Source organism: Sphingobacterium siyangense, from assembly GCF_023277505.1.
GTDB classification, from domain to species: domain Bacteria; phylum Bacteroidota; class Bacteroidia; order Sphingobacteriales; family Sphingobacteriaceae; genus Sphingobacterium; species Sphingobacterium siyangense.
Genome location: NZ_CP080574.1, coordinates 4,393,970 through 4,410,313 on the forward strand (window position 1 = coordinate 4,393,970; position 16,344 = coordinate 4,410,313).

Genomic DNA, 16,344 nt, shown 5'->3' on the forward strand with positions numbered 1-16,344 from the left:
TCTATTAGAATTTTAGGACTTATATTAAAATGAGATTAAAAATAAAATGCAGATTAAAATGGGATTAAAATTTAGTTCCGGCTTTGTAATATAATTCCGCTAGTGCCTTTCTGTAGTCCGTAACAAGCTTCTCTTGCTTGATACGCATTTCGATCAGCTTATTTTCCCTACTATTAACAACAAACAAGGTGGATTCCCCCAGTTCAAACTTATTTAATTCACCCCTAAGAAGCAGTTCCTGATTACTTATATTGATCGATTGAAGTTCAATCTGTTTACTGTAAGCATTTAAATCATTATACTTCTTAACGACTTCATTGTAAATATTTCTCTCGGTCGCAACCTGTTCAAATCGTAGCTGATCTTGCTTAATCCGTACTTCTTTGAGCTTCCCACGTTCGGCGCGAATAAAAAGTGGAAAAGCAAATTCAAAACCTACTTTATAATTCTGCCAATTAAAATCATACTGCGGTGGTACAAAGTCATTAAAACCGTGACGGCTAGAAATGAGCGTGCCTGACACATTAAATTTAGGTTTAAGCATTTCTTTTCGATAACGTTCCTCAAATAGAAGTTGTTGATTTTTACTAGCCAACTTGATCATTTCGGGATGAGCAATTTTTGCCGAATCAAGAAGTGCCTCGATCACACTATTATCTGGCAAAATAGCAGGATCTTCGAGCTTAAGCGGTATGGCATGATCTGGAAGTTCTACTGGAAATTGTTGATCATTCCACAGATGATTGGACAATACAATTTTCGCGTTTTTAAGTTCAACTTCATACTTTGAAAGTTCTATCCGCCGTTCTTTTACAACGACCGAAGCTTCGATGGAATCAATTACAGGTTTATCTCCCAGCGTCGTCTGCTCACTGATTGCTTTAAACCGTTGATCAGCCAATTTTACACCCTCCAATAAAAGCTGATACTGTTGATAGGCAAAATACCAATTCCAGTAATCTGAAAGTGCCTGAAACCAAATGGCATTTATTTGTTTTATCTTTTCGCCTTCTAGGTAGCTGATCATAGCCTTTGCCTGCTGCAACGTATTTCTTCTGCTATCGACAATTAAACCTTGCCCCAATGGAATACTTAAACCGATTGCGGAAAGCCCTGCATTATTTGTTCGGGATTGCGGGTTTGTATAATCACCAACATTTCGATCATAAGCAATTTTCAGATCTGCGCCAGCTAACCAAAGTGGAATTTTCAACTCACTATTCCACTGATTGTAATAATCCGTCTTGCCAAAATGCTTATTTTTAAAACTGGAATTTAGCGTCGGATCAAACTTTCCTAACGCCTGTGTTACCTGGGCTTTTGCAGTTTCACTCAGCAGATTCACTTGTTTAACGATGGGATGATTGGCCATTAAAAGCTCTTCCATGTCATCCACGGTAAAAGTATTCGTTGCTCCATACTCCTTTTCCTGAGCCGAAAGATAAGGAGAGAAAAAAAAGCAAAACACGATAAAAATAAAATTCAATTTATTCATATAACAATTACTTTTTCTCCCTTTCTTTTGGTTCTCTTTCCAAACTCGGCGGAAAGCCATTCAACTGTCGCCATATCTCATACCATAATGGGACTTTATTTAAAATAACCCTTCCATAAGCACCTGAGCCTTGATTTAACTGAACAGGCCAGGGCTCATCTCCTTCCGGAACAGGATCTGTTGCGCGTATCAAAATCCTAAATCGGCCATTCGTACTACTCACTTTATCGATGACTGAAACTTTTCCAGCAAAGGTACCGACCGCGACAGACGGCCATCCGGAAAATTGGATCGATGGCCAGCCATCAAATTGTAGCCTTACATCACTTTCCGGCTCAATCAGTGGAACATCCATTGCGTTTACATAAAGCTCTACGGCAAGCAGTGGTTTTTTAGGCTGTAATGTCGCAACGGACTCTCCTTCCTTCATATTTTCACCAATTCCTGCCTTAAAGGTTTTTACAATAAAACCATCTTGTGGCGCCCTCACGACATATAACCCACGTCGTACATCAATATTGGATATCTCATTTCTCAGTTTGGCGATATCCCCTTGTACTGAGGCTTTGGAGGAAAAGGCGGAACTTAAATCGGACTGCGCTTTCGCCAATGATTCATTGTACTTTGCACGGATATTGTTTAATTCGATACTGGCATTCGTTAATGATTGTCTTGAATTCGACAACTTGTTATCTGCACTTACAACTTTAGCTCGATCATTTTGCAGATTTAAGCGCCTTGTTTCAATATCTGTTAAGGAAAATAAACCGTCACGATAGCCCTCTTCGTACCGTTTGAGCCGCTTTTCGCTGGTCTCAAAAAAGCTCATGACAGCGACCAATTCTGCGCTATCTATTTTTACCAGATTTTGAGCTTGAATCACCTTATTTTTAGCTGACGCAAGCTGGAAATCAAGCCCATTTTTCAATGCTTCAATCTGTGCTTCAGTGGCTTTCATTTTTTGATTAGCAGCATCTTCTCCGCTTTGTTTGGCATTCAATTGCTCTTCTAATCGCAATGGTAACATGGGATCAAAATAAGATTGAGAAGTCTCCGAAAGCACTAAAATCGTATCACCTTTCTTCACTTCCTGCCCTTCGGTAACCGCCCAATACTCAATGCGACCACCAATCTGATTTTGGATGGTCTGCGGTCTGTCCTGTGGACGTAAAGCGGTAACCGCTCCTACTCCAGGAATTGTCTGCCTCCATGGGAGAAAAAGTGCTAGTACAAAAACAATCCCAGAAAACACAAGAATTCGCCCCAAGACTAGGGATCCCCGCTCTTTCAATAACTTGCCAACTGCATCATCGGAAAGATCTCTCCATGAGAGCGTTTTCTGACTCGAACGATCCTTATTAATCAACATAAACCGCAGCGTCCTCCTCCAACGCAAGATCCGTTACAGCCGCCAATTTGACAACTCCAGTAAGCATATCAAAAATCGTATTCAAATTTGTCATCAGTTTTTCAATGGCATAACCAATTTGAACGATGACAACTTCAGCCGCAACAAATTGACCAAAAGTCATTTGCCGCTCCACAACAAAATAAGATCCAAGCAAGAGCATCGCTCCAAACAACAGGGTGCGAAGTAGGACAGAACCAATAAAAAAGCGCTTTAAAATCTTAAAATGATCGTTTCTCGCCCCTAAATACTTACTGACAATATAATCTGTTGTTTTTGTCACTTCGTTCATTTTCATCTCATCAGCACGATAATGGTCAATTTGTCCGGCAACAGCTTCCAAATAGGCTACCGTCTCATATTTGTATTCAGACTCTTCAATACTTGTTTTCAACCCTCTTTTATAGTATAAAACAAGTATCGTAATAACAGAAAAAATGACAATAAGGCCAAAGGCCAGAAATGCAGGATGATAAAATGATAATAAGACCACGCTAAAGAAAATTGTCACCACTGCAGCGATGATATCGATCAAAAGTTTGATAATTCCCTTTTGGATAATGATAACATCAAAAAATCGGTTGACCAACTCCACAAGATTTTTTCCAAGTAACTCTTTAGGTTTAATTCTCGGCAGGCGATAAGAAAATTCAACCGCCGATTTTAGAAAGATTTTCTGCTCTAAATACTCGACTAAGGTCAATTGTCCGATCAATAATACCCCGCCCACAATCACGCCAAATAACACAAAAGCAATTAAGATATAGGTAGAGCTATACATCGCTCCATTGCTTAAAAAATTAAAGATAGCTGTTATCCCTATTGGAATAGTCAAACTAAAAATACCGATGACGATGGCATAAATAAATATATAATTGATCGTTTTCCGTTCAGTATGTAATAAGCTAGCCAACCGTTGCAATGGTGATGGTCCGCCTTGTATATGCCCCATAAGAAATAGATAGAAGATAAGTTATAAATGATGAATTTCAGCTAAAAACAATGGTAAAAACTCCGATCGATCATTCAATTAGTCCGATCTCTCTGTTTCTGATACCTGGTTGTTCCTTAAATGAAATTGTAGAAGGAATTTGACTCTCGACTTTACGGAGTGCACTAGCGACATTAAAAAAATTGCGTGTTTTCTTTTTATAGGTATAATCACGTGGTATGATGACCTCATTTACAGACTGTCCTTTGAGGTAATGCTGCAAATAATGACTGTTATCGGTACCCAAAATATCTGCAAAAATACTGAGCTTACGGTTTTTATAGCGCTGATAGATTCCGCTACAGGCTTTTAAAAAAGATTCAGATTGAAGTGTTTCCAATTGATCTTCCAATCCAATTCCGAGTAATTCACTCGCAGAAGTGCTGCTTTTATTGCCATACACAAGGATAATATCGATAGAATCAGCCACTGACTCTTCAATACTTTGACGCACAAAACGGAGTGAGTCAACTGTAAAATCACTAGGTATTAATATACGCGTTGTTTTAGCCATGCTTTTTTTTTAGCAAAGTTAAAACGCACATATGGCAACGGAATGAATCTAAAATTAGCTTTCCATTAGAAAGCGAGCAACAGGATTAAAATGAGATTAGAAATGTAGTTGAAATTAAAACCACATTAAAACCGAAGGTAAGTGGGTAGTTCAATTTCTACCGTAGTGCCTTCACTCACAATAGAATTGACCTTCAATGTGCCACCATGCAACTTAATAATATTTCTGGCCAAAGGAAGTCCAATACCATAACCATCAATGCCGCTCGTGTTGGACGCTCTAAAATAAGGATCGTAGATATGATCCAATTCGCGGGAGGGTATTCCTATACCTTTGTCTTTTATTAAAATAAACACTTTATTGTCCAATGCTCCTAAAGCAATATAAGCGGTTCTATCGGATGAATACTTACAGGCATTACTGATAATATTAGATAGCGCAAGCTGTAACAAAATTGCATTTCCATTCACCTTAAGTCGCATACTATCATCTGGTAAAAGGCTGAAATCTGTGATAATCTTAAATTTATCATTGATGGCCTTTACAGTCAACTCGGCGTCCATCACGATCTGATCAATACGAACGGGGCTAAATGCGGTCGCATTATTCACAAAACCTGTACGCGCCAACAGTAAAAGTGCTTTTGTTTTCTTTTCCAAATGCTCTGCCGACTCAATGATCTTAAATAATGTTCGTTGGTACTCCGCTGTTGTTCGTTCTTTGGATAAAGCAAGATCGGCCTGTCCTATGATGGATGTCAATGGCGTATTTAACTCATGTGATGCATTGCTGATAAAGTTCTTTTGTGTTTCGAAAGAAGTTTCTAAGCGCGTCAACATCCGATTAAATGTGAGTGACAGACCATGAAGCTCACCTTTATATTTATCCTCATCCAATCGCTTATAGAGATTTTCCGAACCAATCTCTTGCACCTCTTTCATCATGGTTAATATTGGCTTTAAGAACGAACGTTTCATAAAAACCGAAACAACGAATATAAAGAGAATCCCCAAAATCAGACTTATAATAAGCAGATTACGAAGGTAGGCCAAATGGTGTGTATAAAAGTAATTTTCAGCGGAAGCGCCTACAATATACTTTCGACCATTTTGCGAAAAATATTTCGTTGAATAGAATTGATTACCCGACTTGAAATTTGAGCTTCCCTTTTTATTGATTTTATCCCATAGTTCTTGATGAAATCCCTGGCTTCTTAAAATAGTACCATTGCTATCAAATTCAACTAAAAATTCATGCTGATTATTGAGATTTTCTATAAAATCAAGGCTCCACTGATCGGCCTGGGAGGCGGATTTACTATTCAGAAATTTTTCCGCAGCAATATTTCGCCGCAGATCCAGCCGTTTATAAAAATCTGTAAAAGCAAAATTCGTAACGGAATAAAAAATAAAGCCAACAAAACAACTCACATAAATGACCAGAATTGCAATGAGATAAATAAGCTTTCGATTATAATTGTGCATTTTTAAATATTCAGTCTTCTATTTTTAGAACATATCCCATACCAATAACCGTATGGATCGCTTTTTTGCTTGTTATTTTTTCAATCTTTTTTCTCAAATAATTCACATAAACATCGACAACATTTGATCCAATATCGAAATTTATTCCCCATATTTTATCCAAAAGCTCCGTTCTCTCAAATACCTTTTTGGGGCTCTGAATAAACAATAAGAGTAAACGATACTCTGTACTTGTCAGATTGAGTTCCTGCCCCTCACAGTAGGCTATTTTTTTATAATCATCGATACTTAGAAAACCATAACTAAATGTGTCTTTCGAGGGCTGTAACTCACGTTGTGTTGCCTGTACGATAGACTGTTGCCTGCGGATTAACGAACGTATCCGAGCCTTCAATTCAATTAGCTTAAAGGGCTTGGAAAGATAGTCATCGGCACCATTATCGAGTCCGAGCACCACATTTTCTGGAGTACCAAGTGCAGTCAGCATCATAACAGGTAAATCGGTATACCCCCACTGTCTGATCTGCTTACAAATATCCAGGCCATTGGTTCCCGGCAAAAGAATGTCCAATAGCACAAGAGAGACATCTTGCTTCGCCAAAAGCTGTTCCAGACCTTCCGAACGCCCCAGATGAATGACCCTATAGCCATCCTCTCCTAAGCCTTGTACGATCAAATCAGCAACATCCTGTTCATCTTCAACCAAAATAATTTTTTGCTCCTCCATATTCGTCATGATGTGTAGTTCTCTGTAATGAACTACGATCCAAACCATAAAAATAACGTTTTGACTCAAGAGACACAAATCCCATTTTTGCCCGAATCCACACAAAAAGAATCTTGCTCTATTTTGCAAAAGCAAAAGCGCTGTGTTCATCGATCGTGAAACAGCGCTTTCGTCCTAGTATTTAATTGGTTCAGCTATAATTTTACTTTACCCATTAACGGATCCGTCTTACTTGATTTACCAGTCTCTATATGTCCAGCATAACGGAATTTGACCGCATGATCTTCGGAACACGTTATTTCGATATCATACCAACCTTCACTCTTGCTGCAATCGATTTCAACCAAAGCAGGATCATCCTTGCGCATTGCCTTCGCATGGAAAAGATCATAGGAACAGTCTTTAAGAAGTAAATCCCAATTTAGCGACTCTGATTGTACACAAAGAATAGGCTTTCCAGCGACTACTTTCGTATACACATCAATAGCTGGAATATGTGACTTTGCGCCTTCAATCGTACGATAGAAACCATTAGGGCCATGCAATGCAAATGATATGTACTCTCCTACAATTTTATCGAGTTCCCATTCATACGCTAATTGATCTCCTTCCCGTACCGTAAAATTCCAAATTTTACCCGCCGCATGGCCATCATACGCCACATAGGAAATAACATAATAAGGCAGACCCGCTCCCGCTTTAGCTGTATTGAGCCTTCTTTCCAAGGTTGAGCTGATGGAAAGCATCGTTGGTGTATGCTGTACTTTTAGCTGCAATTCATAAGGTAAAGCACAAGCATCCTTCCATCCCTGCTCTTGCATCTGCATAGCTGCATGATACTGACCTGTCGATTTGATTTCCTCCAGTTTTTGGCTGTCGATTTTCACAAAATCTGTTGGGAGCTTTTTATTCCTGGCGGAGAATATACGTTCAACATACCCGTCTCTGTCTACCGGATTAAGCCTTGTTTTGGAAATGTTATCTACAGGACGAAAAGACGTTGTTAAGTCGCCACAAACCATTCTTCGCCATTGACTGATGTTTTCTTCCCGTATCACCTTACCCGTTTTCTTCTCCAAAAAATGTTCTAAAAATTGAAGACAGGAGGTGTGGTCAAAAACTTCGGAATTGACCCAACCTCCCTTAGACCAGGGTGAAGCTATCACCATTGGTACTCGATAGCCCAAACCAATAGGACTTTCAAAACTTACATGATTACTATTTCTCCTTTTTCGCTCCTGTTCTAGCGTAACATACTCATCCGAAGTGTCGATTTCTGACACGGCACCCTGATCTTTGTTCGTGCTCAACGGCGGAACAAAAGGAGCGATATGATCAAAATATCCATCATTTTCGTCATAAGTTAAGATGAAAATAGTCTTTTTCCAAACCTCAGGGTCTTTGGTCAATATATCGAGGACTTCGGATACGTACCACGCCCCATACCAAGGTGAGCCCGGATGATCCGAGAAACGACAAGGTGCCACTAACCACGACACTGTAGGTAATTGGCGATCTTCAACATCTTTTCTAAACTGATAAAAAACATCTCCGGCAGGCACCTCAACTTCCTGCCGCTTTCCACCTTCTTTATAACTTAATTTATCAAGTTTGTGAAAGTTGGGATCAGCTAGATTAGTCACAAATGCATTGTGATGGATCTCTTTTTCGAACTGGGATAGCTTTTCAAAATTCTCAGGGGTATAATGAATGACATCTCTTTTCAAATCCTCCAATTCCGCTTTGGCTTTGTGCAGCAATTCTTCTTTTGGATTTGTTTCCAAAAATTTATGCAGCTCTTTTACCCGTTCTTTCATCCACTGATAATGTGCCAAATGATATCTTACACCATACTGTTGGTGAAACTCCAGGTTGTTATCTGTAAAATTGGCCAACCAATCTTCCTCTTCTCCTTTAAAGCCTACTGGTAAACTTAGTTCATTTTGATAAACTTTCCACGAGACCCCTGCTTTTTGCAGTCGTTCAGGATAGGTTTTCCATTTGACATCCTTGTAATTGATCTGACCATTGTCTACATGCGCAACAGATTCGGGGTTACGGGGTTCTTCGCGCACTGTACCAGTCCAAAAATACGATCGATTAGCGCTCGTTCCCGTCAGTGAAGAACAAAAATGCTGGTCACAAACCGTAAATGCATCTGCAAAAGCATAATAAAAAGGAATATCTGCACGGTTATAATAACCCATTGTTAAAGGCATGGCCTTATATTCTGCATTGCCAGAGCTCTTTGCTTCCAACCAATTATCCATTTTCCCGTCATGACGAGCAGCAACCATATCACGCCAACCATGCGGAAGCGACCCCATCCAAGTCGATTTACTATTGACGATATCTAAATGGAAAGGTGCAAAATATGCACCTTCCTTATTTCCTTGTATCCATACAGGTAGGCCATTCGGCAATTTCATCGCGCGGGGATCGTTAAAGCCACGTACGCCCTTCAAAGTTCCAAAACAATGGTCAAACGATCTGTTTTCCTGCATCAAAAAGACAACATGTTCGGCATCCAAAAAAGTTGATCCTTTTGGAGCTTCAATCGCCAAGGCTTTTTGTATTGATTCAGGCAGCCAGTTTATAGCGACTGTACTCCCTGCCAGCATGGCTGCTTTTTTTAAAAATACCCTCCTTGAATCCATTATTTTAACCACCAAGTCTGTAAATTAATATTGTCATTTCCGCCAAATTGTGATTTGATCGCATCAGATACATTCGCCGTATTATTATTGTACTCATCTTGAGGATACATCCAGCGATAGGCTGTTTTCACATTCGCCGATTTACGGAAACTCGGATATCCCGTGCGCAAATGATCAAAATAAGCCGAGTATCCCCCCTGATGAAATGAGCGCAGGTATTTCTGCATCAAGATACGTTCGAGCTTTTGCTCATTGGAGCTAGCTCCGTCAAGACTTACCGAATTTTGTTCAAGATATTTGGCCGCTTGTGCTTCATTTGTATAAGTTCCCAAATTTTTCGCATACTTTTCATAAAATTTGAACGATGCCTGTACTCCTTTGGTATACGTTGCATTGAGATCGCCCGTTATCCAACCTTTCAAAATGGCTTCAGCCAAAATAAACTGCATCTCCGAACAGCCCAAGAAGACCAATGGCTCAGCTGTGGGATCTTGATAAAATCGTTCGTGGACTTTCGATAATTTACCTAATACGGCTTTTGCATTCACCTGTGCATAAGGAACAATCGGATCACCGCCTTCATAAGCCGTAAAGTCATTAATCGCTTTACCCGCTTCTTTACCCAGTCTTGTTTGTGTAGCGACGGCAAATAACCGCGGATCTTTCAGGTCCTGCAATCGTTGGATAAAAGTGGAATCCATATACATTCCCGATCCATAACCGCTAGAGTTAAATTCAGGATAGCGATTACCCTCTTGATTCAAAAAGATGAGTTGCCCATCTTCAGCACCACTAACATCAGTGATTCTGGACTCATTGGTAAATATTTTTGAAAATTCTGTTGCTGCACTAAATGGAAGATCAGTCGTTTTCTTCGAGAGTGTCAATAGCACTTTTAGGCGAAATGAATTGACTAACTTGTTCCAATTGCTACTATTTCCACCATAAATAATATCCCCATTTATGGTGTTATTGTTCTTCTTCAGAATAATACTTGCTTCCTCGAGCTCCTTCAATACACCCACCAAAACGTCTTTCTGTGTATCGTATTTCGGCGCAAAAATTGCCGAATTTTCACCCTTTGCTGCTTCTGAATAAGGGACATCACCAAACGTTAAGGTAAGATTATAAAAATAATACGCACGGAAAAATTTTGCTAATGCCAAATAACTTTCAGCGCCAATACGTTCAGCTTCTTCGGTCATCTTGGTAATATTGCGAAGATTACCATATTGCTCAAAGCTTCCTCGTTGCCAATTATAAATTTGATTCGCATTTTCACCATCCGTTTGCACAATCATTTTCAAGGCATATAGTGGTGAGGTACCGTGCCAGGTCCGAAAAGCATCCCATTCTACCTTCGTCAATAAAGCTTGCGGGTGGGTTGTTGTCGCTTCATTTGGATTAACATTTACTTCAGTCAATTTCTGACAAGAAGTCATGATTGAAAGAGAAAATAATCCAAGAAATATATGTTTATTAAATAACTTCATCGTACTACTTTATTAAAACTTAAAATCTAGAGAAAAACCGATATATCGTGTGGAAGGATCTTGTAAGTTTCCATCGTTTCCAACACCAAAATCAGGATCGATATAAGGTACTTTCTTCCACATAGCCAAATTATAGCCAAATAGTGATGCATTTAAGGCCGTAAGCTGTTTTAATTTAAACACCTTATTGACATCATAACCTACCGACAGTCTACGTAGTTTTACAAATGATCGATCAAATACATTGGCAAACAGTTTACTTTCAGACTCTGTAACTCTGGCCTGGTAAGGATAATTTTGGCTCCAAGCCTGCCAATCAACAGCTTTTGTATTACTTGTATACGTTCGGGTATCTGAAGTAATATTACCGTTCACGTCGCGGGTAAGCTCACCTCCTGTTACGATCACCCCATCTGGCACAAAAACTGGTTTTCCAGCATCATATTGTTCCTGACGATATAAGACCGAAGAAGGATGCTTTCCACCCCACCACATTTTTTCTATGGTTGTCGAATTCATCACGCCGCCAATAGATCCGTCGAAATCAAGATTTACCTGAAATCCCTTAAATTTAAACTGGTTTGCAAAACCAAATTGCCAGTCCGGTTGAAAGTATCCTAAATACTGTGGAAATGGATTTTTGGTCGGCATGCCCGTATTCGGATTCAAGATAACCTTACCATCAGCCGATTTTTCCCAAACAGTACCATAATAGCTGTCTGCACGATCGCCTTTTTTAAGATTACCGTATTTCGCTTGGTTATTATAAATTTCTTCCAAACGCTGAATTGCACGAGACCAGTTTACAGTAGACGTCCACGAAAATTGTTCATTTTTAATTATATTCCCTGTCAAAGAAATCTCTAATCCTTTTGTACGGTATTTATTTCCATTTATTTTACGCGAAGTAAAAGCGGATGCTTGAGAAATACTCAAATCGATAATCTGATTTTTATCAACAACATTATAGTACGTTACATCAGCTGAAAGCCTATTTTTAAAGAAAGCCATAGATGCACCAATTTCTAAGGAAATGGACTGCTGCGGAAGGATATCAGGATTAATAATACCTGCAGGATAGGTTACTGATGGCGTCGAACCATAGGTAACATCTTTTTTATAAGTCGCGGCAATGCTATAAGGATCCAGATCAGAAGATACCGATGCCCAGGAACTGTACAATTTAACAAAGTCAATTTGCGCTGGCAGTTTAAAATAATCGGAGATAACACTACTTAGTGAAACCGATGGATAAAAGAATGACTGATTTGCCTTTGATAATGTGGATGACCAGTCATTTCTTCCTGAGAAATTCAGATAGGTCGACTTAAACACATTTAAATTTACCGACGCATAAGCACTTCGGATTATTTTTTCAGTTGTTGTATTTGTTGCCTTAACTGGGCCTTGGGTATTGCCTAAGTTATAGACAAATGGTACAACTAAACCATCTGTAGTTTGATAAAGCTCACGATAATCTCTTTTGAAAGTGGAAGATCCCGCATTAACGGTTACACCGAAATTATCAGACAACTGCTTAATATAAGTTGCTAAGACGTCCGCATCAAAATTGAGCTGCTTGCTATCCCAGTTTTTATAATCCCCATTCCGTGAATCGCCATAATTCATGTAAGACTTAGGACTTTGCATGTCCTGGAATAGATTTTTTTGTCTTGCTGCAGCTCGACCTTTGATGGTAAATTCAGGTGAAATACGCCAAGTTAAAGCAGTCTGCCCGGCCAAAATATCCTGATCGTATACTTGGTTCAACTCATTAGCTGCAAAGTAAGGGTTGTTGTACCAAGCATAGTTATAGTTAGCTTGACGATAGCCTTCCTGTCCCGGAATATAGAGGTGATCCTTTAATTCCTGTCCATTTACATCATTTCCCATCCACAACAGAATCGTATACATATGATTTTTAGGCCCATATCCATACCTTGGATAATTTGGAGATTTCACTTTATTATAGGATAAGTTAAGATCTAATTGTACCTCAGGAGTAAAACGGTAAGAGGTATTCAAATTTAACCCACCTGTAGAAAGCTTTGTATTGGGCACCTGACCTTTTTGATAGGCATATTTCCCTGTTCCAAATATGCTTACCTTTTCCGAACGATACGATAATGTCGCATTATTTTCGGTAATCAGTCCAGTTCCAAGGAAATCCTCTAAATTGTTATGTGCGACCCAATCAATCGGCACTCTTTCGTAACGTGACTTATCATTATACTTGGTTCCACTCACATCACCCCACCAAGGAATAACTTCACCAGTTTGCTTATCACGAATCGGACTGTTCCATTGTGCAACCTTTATTCCGGAGTTCAATTTGGGTCCCCATGTCATATCTCCATCTGAAATACCTCCATCAGCACCATCCCAAAACTCATACTTACCGTTGGATCCACTTCCAAACTCCTTCTGCGATTCAGGAAAAACCGTAAATCCTGCAGAAAACATATTACTGGTTCCAACCGAAAACTCCAGCCTATCACTTTTTGCACTTTTGGTTGTAATTAAGATCGCGCCATTTTTACCGCGTGATCCATATAAAGATGAAGCGGCTGTTCCTTTCAGTACATTGATATTCTCAATGTTTTGACTGGACATGTCATAAAAATCAGATTCTACAGGAATACCATCTACGACAATAAGTGGGGTCTTACCACGCAATTGAAAAGATGGTGCCTGAAAAATCCCCGTTGGATTATTAACGATCAGACCAGATACTTGTCCCGTTAGCGCTGTACCAATATTCATTGTTTTAGACTCTTTAAGTACGTCTAATTTAACTTCTTGGGTAGCGTAACCAATTTGCTTCTTTTGTTGCTTGATACCAATTGCCGTGACAACAACCTCATCCAACTTTGAATCATCTTTTTCCAAAACCACTACAAGATCCCCATCTGTAGCAGTTATTGTAGCTGTTTTATATCCTAAAGAAGAAACACGGATTTGGTCGCCAACCTGACCTTTCAGATTGAATTTACCATTAAACTCTGTACGCGTACTCTGTTTGCTGGTTTCATTGATGATCGTGCCGCCGTCAATAGGTTTGCCGTCCTGATCCTTAACAATCCCTTTAATAATAGCTTGATCGGCAATTTCGAGCTTGGTAGTTTCATTCGCAAAGTTTGCCCATACGCTATCGACATGTGCCGCATTCAGCAATGCAATAGCTAAGGTCACCTGAGCTGTTTTCCTAAATTGAGGTAGTTTAATAGGTTTCATTATTTTGAATTTTGCCCAAAAAAATGAAACCTATATTACTAGAAGATGAGTAGTATATTAACAATGCAATCTTAAAGATTGCTTAACTTAACATTAACATCGTTCGCGCTGCAATGTCTTATACATCAACTTGCATATTGAGCTTCCGCGTGCTTCGTCGAACCGCATAGATGACTATAATGAAAATAATCCAATCTATCGCCGCGCTCGCTACGTAAATGCTGTGTACACCAAAATATTTTGGCGCAATAATTAAGATAGGAATATAAAATACAACCTGTCGCAATACACTGATAAAAGTCGCAGGCTTGGCATGATCAATGGAAGGAAACCACACCATCGCCATAAAAATAAATGGAAGAACCAATAAAACACTCATGTAAATTCTGAAATCCATTAGCTGCTGTATTGAAAAAATCGCTTCTGGTATCAGTATCGATATCACAGCAACGGGATGAAGCATCACCAGCAACCAGAACGGAAGCAGAATCAGCAGCCCAGTAATGGCAAATAAACGGTACGAATTGATACTTCTCGTATACTGCCCAGCACCATAGTTCATCCCCGTTACAGGCTGCAAAGCCCGCATAAGCCCCCATAGTGGGGTATTTAATAAAATATAAAGCCGATTGACCGCCGTAAAAAACGTAATATCCATATCATTTCCGTAATTGGCCAATGCGTTGAAGACAACAATATTCTGGATTACAATCATGACCATCATAATAAACCCGGGCATTCCTAATGAAAGCGTTTCTTTTAAAATCGATAAATCCCAAGATAAAGACCAAAACTTTGTTTTGAACGAAGCCTTTCCCCCGGCGTAATACCATACACCTAAAAATGTGTAGATGATCATCGATATATTGGTTGCCCAAGCTGCCCCTGATACACCCCAACCAAAGTGTTCTATAAAAACCGGTTTAAGTAAGACATCAACAAGCAATCCAATTGCAATCATCCAGGCCGCAGTTTTCATAAGACCCTCTGCACGAATAATCATGTTGAGGGCCAAACCATAAATCCAGAAAAAACTACCCAATATGGTTGTTCGAAAGTAATCCACCCCAAGAGCCAATATCTCACCTCTACCGCCCATCATGTAGACCAATTTGTCGGCAAATGCATAGCAAGGGAGCGTAATTATAAGAGAGAAAATAATAGTCAAAAAATGCACCGTACCAAATGACCTATGTAATTTCTCCTGTTGATCCCCACCTATCCAAATACTAATTGCCGCCCCCATACCTGTTCCGATCAGAGTACCAAAACCTTGTGCAAATTGGGCTAAAGGATAGGTTACACCGACAGCTGCCAACGCTGTATTGTTAATCAGATGACCAACAAAAATACCATCCAGAAAATTGTTCAGACCATACAGGACCATTGCAATCACGGCAGGCCACGACATCTGCCACATCACTCTACTTAACTTACCGTTTAAGATCAGTTGTTTCTGTTTCTCCATAACCTATCATAAACGTTAGGCCTGGATTTCTTCACTCTCACTACGGCGATCTGTAGCAGATTTATCTTCAGCAACTCCAGCTTTCCAATACGAATAAGCATAAAGCTCCTCTCTTCCCCAACCGAGATCCTTACGCAAATAATTGCGAATCTCCTTAACTGTCGAAAATTCAGCAGCTACATAAGCAAATTTATCCGCTACGGGCAAGGATCTGACCTTCACCAAATCCGCCAAAAGGCTCCCTTCCTGTGGCGTATCATTATGTAACCAAATAAAATCAATAGCAGCCTTAGTCTTCAATTGCTGTATATCTTCGCTACCATGTACTTCAATCATACAGATTCCCTTTGCCGAAGGTGGCAAATCTTCTAAGATTGCCCCCAGAACAGGAATTGCAGTTGCATCACCAACAAGGAGATAGTTAGCTACAACTTCATATAGAGACGTCTTCCCTGCTTTCATCAGAATCCCGAGCACATCACCAGGTTTTGCAGCAATAGCCCAAGCGGAAGCTGGCCCCTCATCACCATGGGCAACGAAATCAATCCATACCTCATTTCTTTCAAGGTTGATACCGCGATGTGTATAAGTTCGAACTGTTGGCCTAATCGCTTCATCCATCGGCTTCCAATGCCCTCGTTCATAATCAAATTCTGGAAAATAAATGCGATCTACATGCTTTGGCGGAATCAAGATCTTGTTATTGACCCCGACGGTCGTATTAGCGATTTGATCTACACCATCACCAGTCAAATAAACACGAATATAATGTGGCGTCAGGTATTCTTTTCTACTTACAGTCAGGGCGAGCTGTATTACTTTCATTTCAGTTTTTCCCATGATTTTCTAATTACATACATATTTGATCAAAAG

General features: G+C 39.6%; 11 protein-coding genes. All 11 read right to left on the bottom strand.

The genetic code is table 11. From position 1 onward, the window contains the following. Positions 1-64: 64 nt before the first annotated feature. The 11 genes from K2F45_RS18560 to K2F45_RS18610 all read right to left on the bottom strand — a co-directional run bounded on the left by K2F45_RS18560 (position 65) and on the right by K2F45_RS18610 (position 16,296). A complete protein-coding gene (locus K2F45_RS18560) occupies positions 65-1,495 on the bottom strand; it encodes a TolC family protein (protein ID WP_248932020.1) in 1,431 nt (476 codons plus the stop codon). A gap of 7 nt (positions 1,496-1,502) precedes the next feature. Further along, positions 1,503-2,864 carry an HlyD family secretion protein gene (locus K2F45_RS18565; protein ID WP_153845790.1) on the bottom strand — a complete coding sequence of 454 codons (1,362 nt, stop codon included), beginning with the start codon at positions 2,862-2,864 and terminating at the stop codon, positions 1,503-1,505. Continuing rightward, complete coding sequence (locus K2F45_RS18570) at positions 2,854-3,855, bottom strand: ABC transporter transmembrane domain-containing protein (protein WP_248932021.1); 1,002 nt, start codon at positions 3,853-3,855, stop codon at positions 2,854-2,856. Before K2F45_RS18570 ends, K2F45_RS18565 begins: the two co-directional genes overlap by 11 nt. Before the next feature lie 70 nt (positions 3,856-3,925). Further along, the gene (locus K2F45_RS18575; RefSeq protein WP_115050498.1) at positions 3,926-4,408 is read right to left on the bottom strand and encodes a hypothetical protein; all 483 of its coding nucleotides are present in this window, start codon (positions 4,406-4,408) and stop codon (positions 3,926-3,928) included. Between the two features lie 125 nt (positions 4,409-4,533). After that, positions 4,534-5,892 carry a HAMP domain-containing sensor histidine kinase gene (locus K2F45_RS18580; RefSeq protein WP_248932022.1) on the bottom strand — a complete coding sequence of 453 codons (1,359 nt, stop codon included), beginning with the start codon at positions 5,890-5,892 and terminating at the stop codon, positions 4,534-4,536. A 10-nt stretch (positions 5,893-5,902) separates the two neighbouring features. Continuing rightward, positions 5,903-6,667 (bottom strand): response regulator transcription factor, encoded by a 765-nt coding sequence (locus K2F45_RS18585; protein WP_227550161.1) that lies wholly within the window; start codon positions 6,665-6,667, stop codon positions 5,903-5,905. Between the two features lie 146 nt (positions 6,668-6,813). After that, positions 6,814-9,276 (bottom strand): phosphocholine-specific phospholipase C, encoded by a 2,463-nt coding sequence (locus tag K2F45_RS18590; RefSeq protein WP_248932023.1) that lies wholly within the window; start codon positions 9,274-9,276, stop codon positions 6,814-6,816. Next, positions 9,276-10,769 (bottom strand): SusD/RagB family nutrient-binding outer membrane lipoprotein, encoded by a 1,494-nt coding sequence (locus K2F45_RS18595; RefSeq protein ID WP_248932024.1) that lies wholly within the window; start codon positions 10,767-10,769, stop codon positions 9,276-9,278. Before K2F45_RS18595 ends, K2F45_RS18590 begins: the two co-directional genes overlap by 1 nt. Positions 10,770-10,781: 12 nt before the next feature. Further along, entirely contained in the window at positions 10,782-14,003 is a 3,222-nt protein-coding gene (locus K2F45_RS18600; RefSeq protein ID WP_248932025.1) for a SusC/RagA family TonB-linked outer membrane protein, read from the bottom strand. 118 nt (positions 14,004-14,121) lie between these two features. Continuing rightward, on the bottom strand, positions 14,122-15,471 hold the full coding sequence (locus K2F45_RS18605; protein ID WP_248932026.1) for an MATE family efflux transporter: 1,350 nt from the start codon (positions 15,469-15,471) through the stop codon (positions 14,122-14,124). A gap of 15 nt (positions 15,472-15,486) precedes the next feature. Then, positions 15,487-16,296 carry a siderophore-interacting protein gene (locus K2F45_RS18610; protein WP_248932027.1) on the bottom strand — a complete coding sequence of 270 codons (810 nt, stop codon included), beginning with the start codon at positions 16,294-16,296 and terminating at the stop codon, positions 15,487-15,489. Positions 16,297-16,344 lie beyond the last annotated feature (48 nt).

What these genes read in the sequence shown, in the direction of transcription:
- K2F45_RS18560 (WP_248932020.1), bottom strand. Translation starts at nt 1,495, where the DNA reads ATGAATAAATTGAATTTTATTTTTATCGTGTTTTGCTTTTTTTTCTCT.
- K2F45_RS18565 (WP_153845790.1), bottom strand. Translation starts at nt 2,864, where the DNA reads ATGTTGATTAATAAGGATCGTTCGAGTCAGAAAACGCTCTCATGGAGA.
- K2F45_RS18570 (WP_248932021.1), bottom strand. Translation starts at nt 3,855, where the DNA reads ATGGGGCATATACAAGGCGGACCATCACCATTGCAACGGTTGGCTAGC.
- K2F45_RS18575 (WP_115050498.1), bottom strand. Translation starts at nt 4,408, where the DNA reads ATGGCTAAAACAACGCGTATATTAATACCTAGTGATTTTACAGTTGAC.
- K2F45_RS18580 (WP_248932022.1), bottom strand. Translation starts at nt 5,892, where the DNA reads ATGCACAATTATAATCGAAAGCTTATTTATCTCATTGCAATTCTGGTC.
- K2F45_RS18585 (WP_227550161.1), bottom strand. Translation starts at nt 6,667, where the DNA reads ATGGTTTGGATCGTAGTTCATTACAGAGAACTACACATCATGACGAAT.
- K2F45_RS18590 (WP_248932023.1), bottom strand. Translation starts at nt 9,276, where the DNA reads ATGGATTCAAGGAGGGTATTTTTAAAAAAAGCAGCCATGCTGGCAGGG.
- K2F45_RS18595 (WP_248932024.1), bottom strand. Translation starts at nt 10,769, where the DNA reads ATGAAGTTATTTAATAAACATATATTTCTTGGATTATTTTCTCTTTCA.
- K2F45_RS18600 (WP_248932025.1), bottom strand. Translation starts at nt 14,003, where the DNA reads ATGAAACCTATTAAACTACCTCAATTTAGGAAAACAGCTCAGGTGACC.
- K2F45_RS18605 (WP_248932026.1), bottom strand. Translation starts at nt 15,471, where the DNA reads ATGGAGAAACAGAAACAACTGATCTTAAACGGTAAGTTAAGTAGAGTG.
- K2F45_RS18610 (WP_248932027.1), bottom strand. Translation starts at nt 16,296, where the DNA reads ATGAAAGTAATACAGCTCGCCCTGACTGTAAGTAGAAAAGAATACCTG.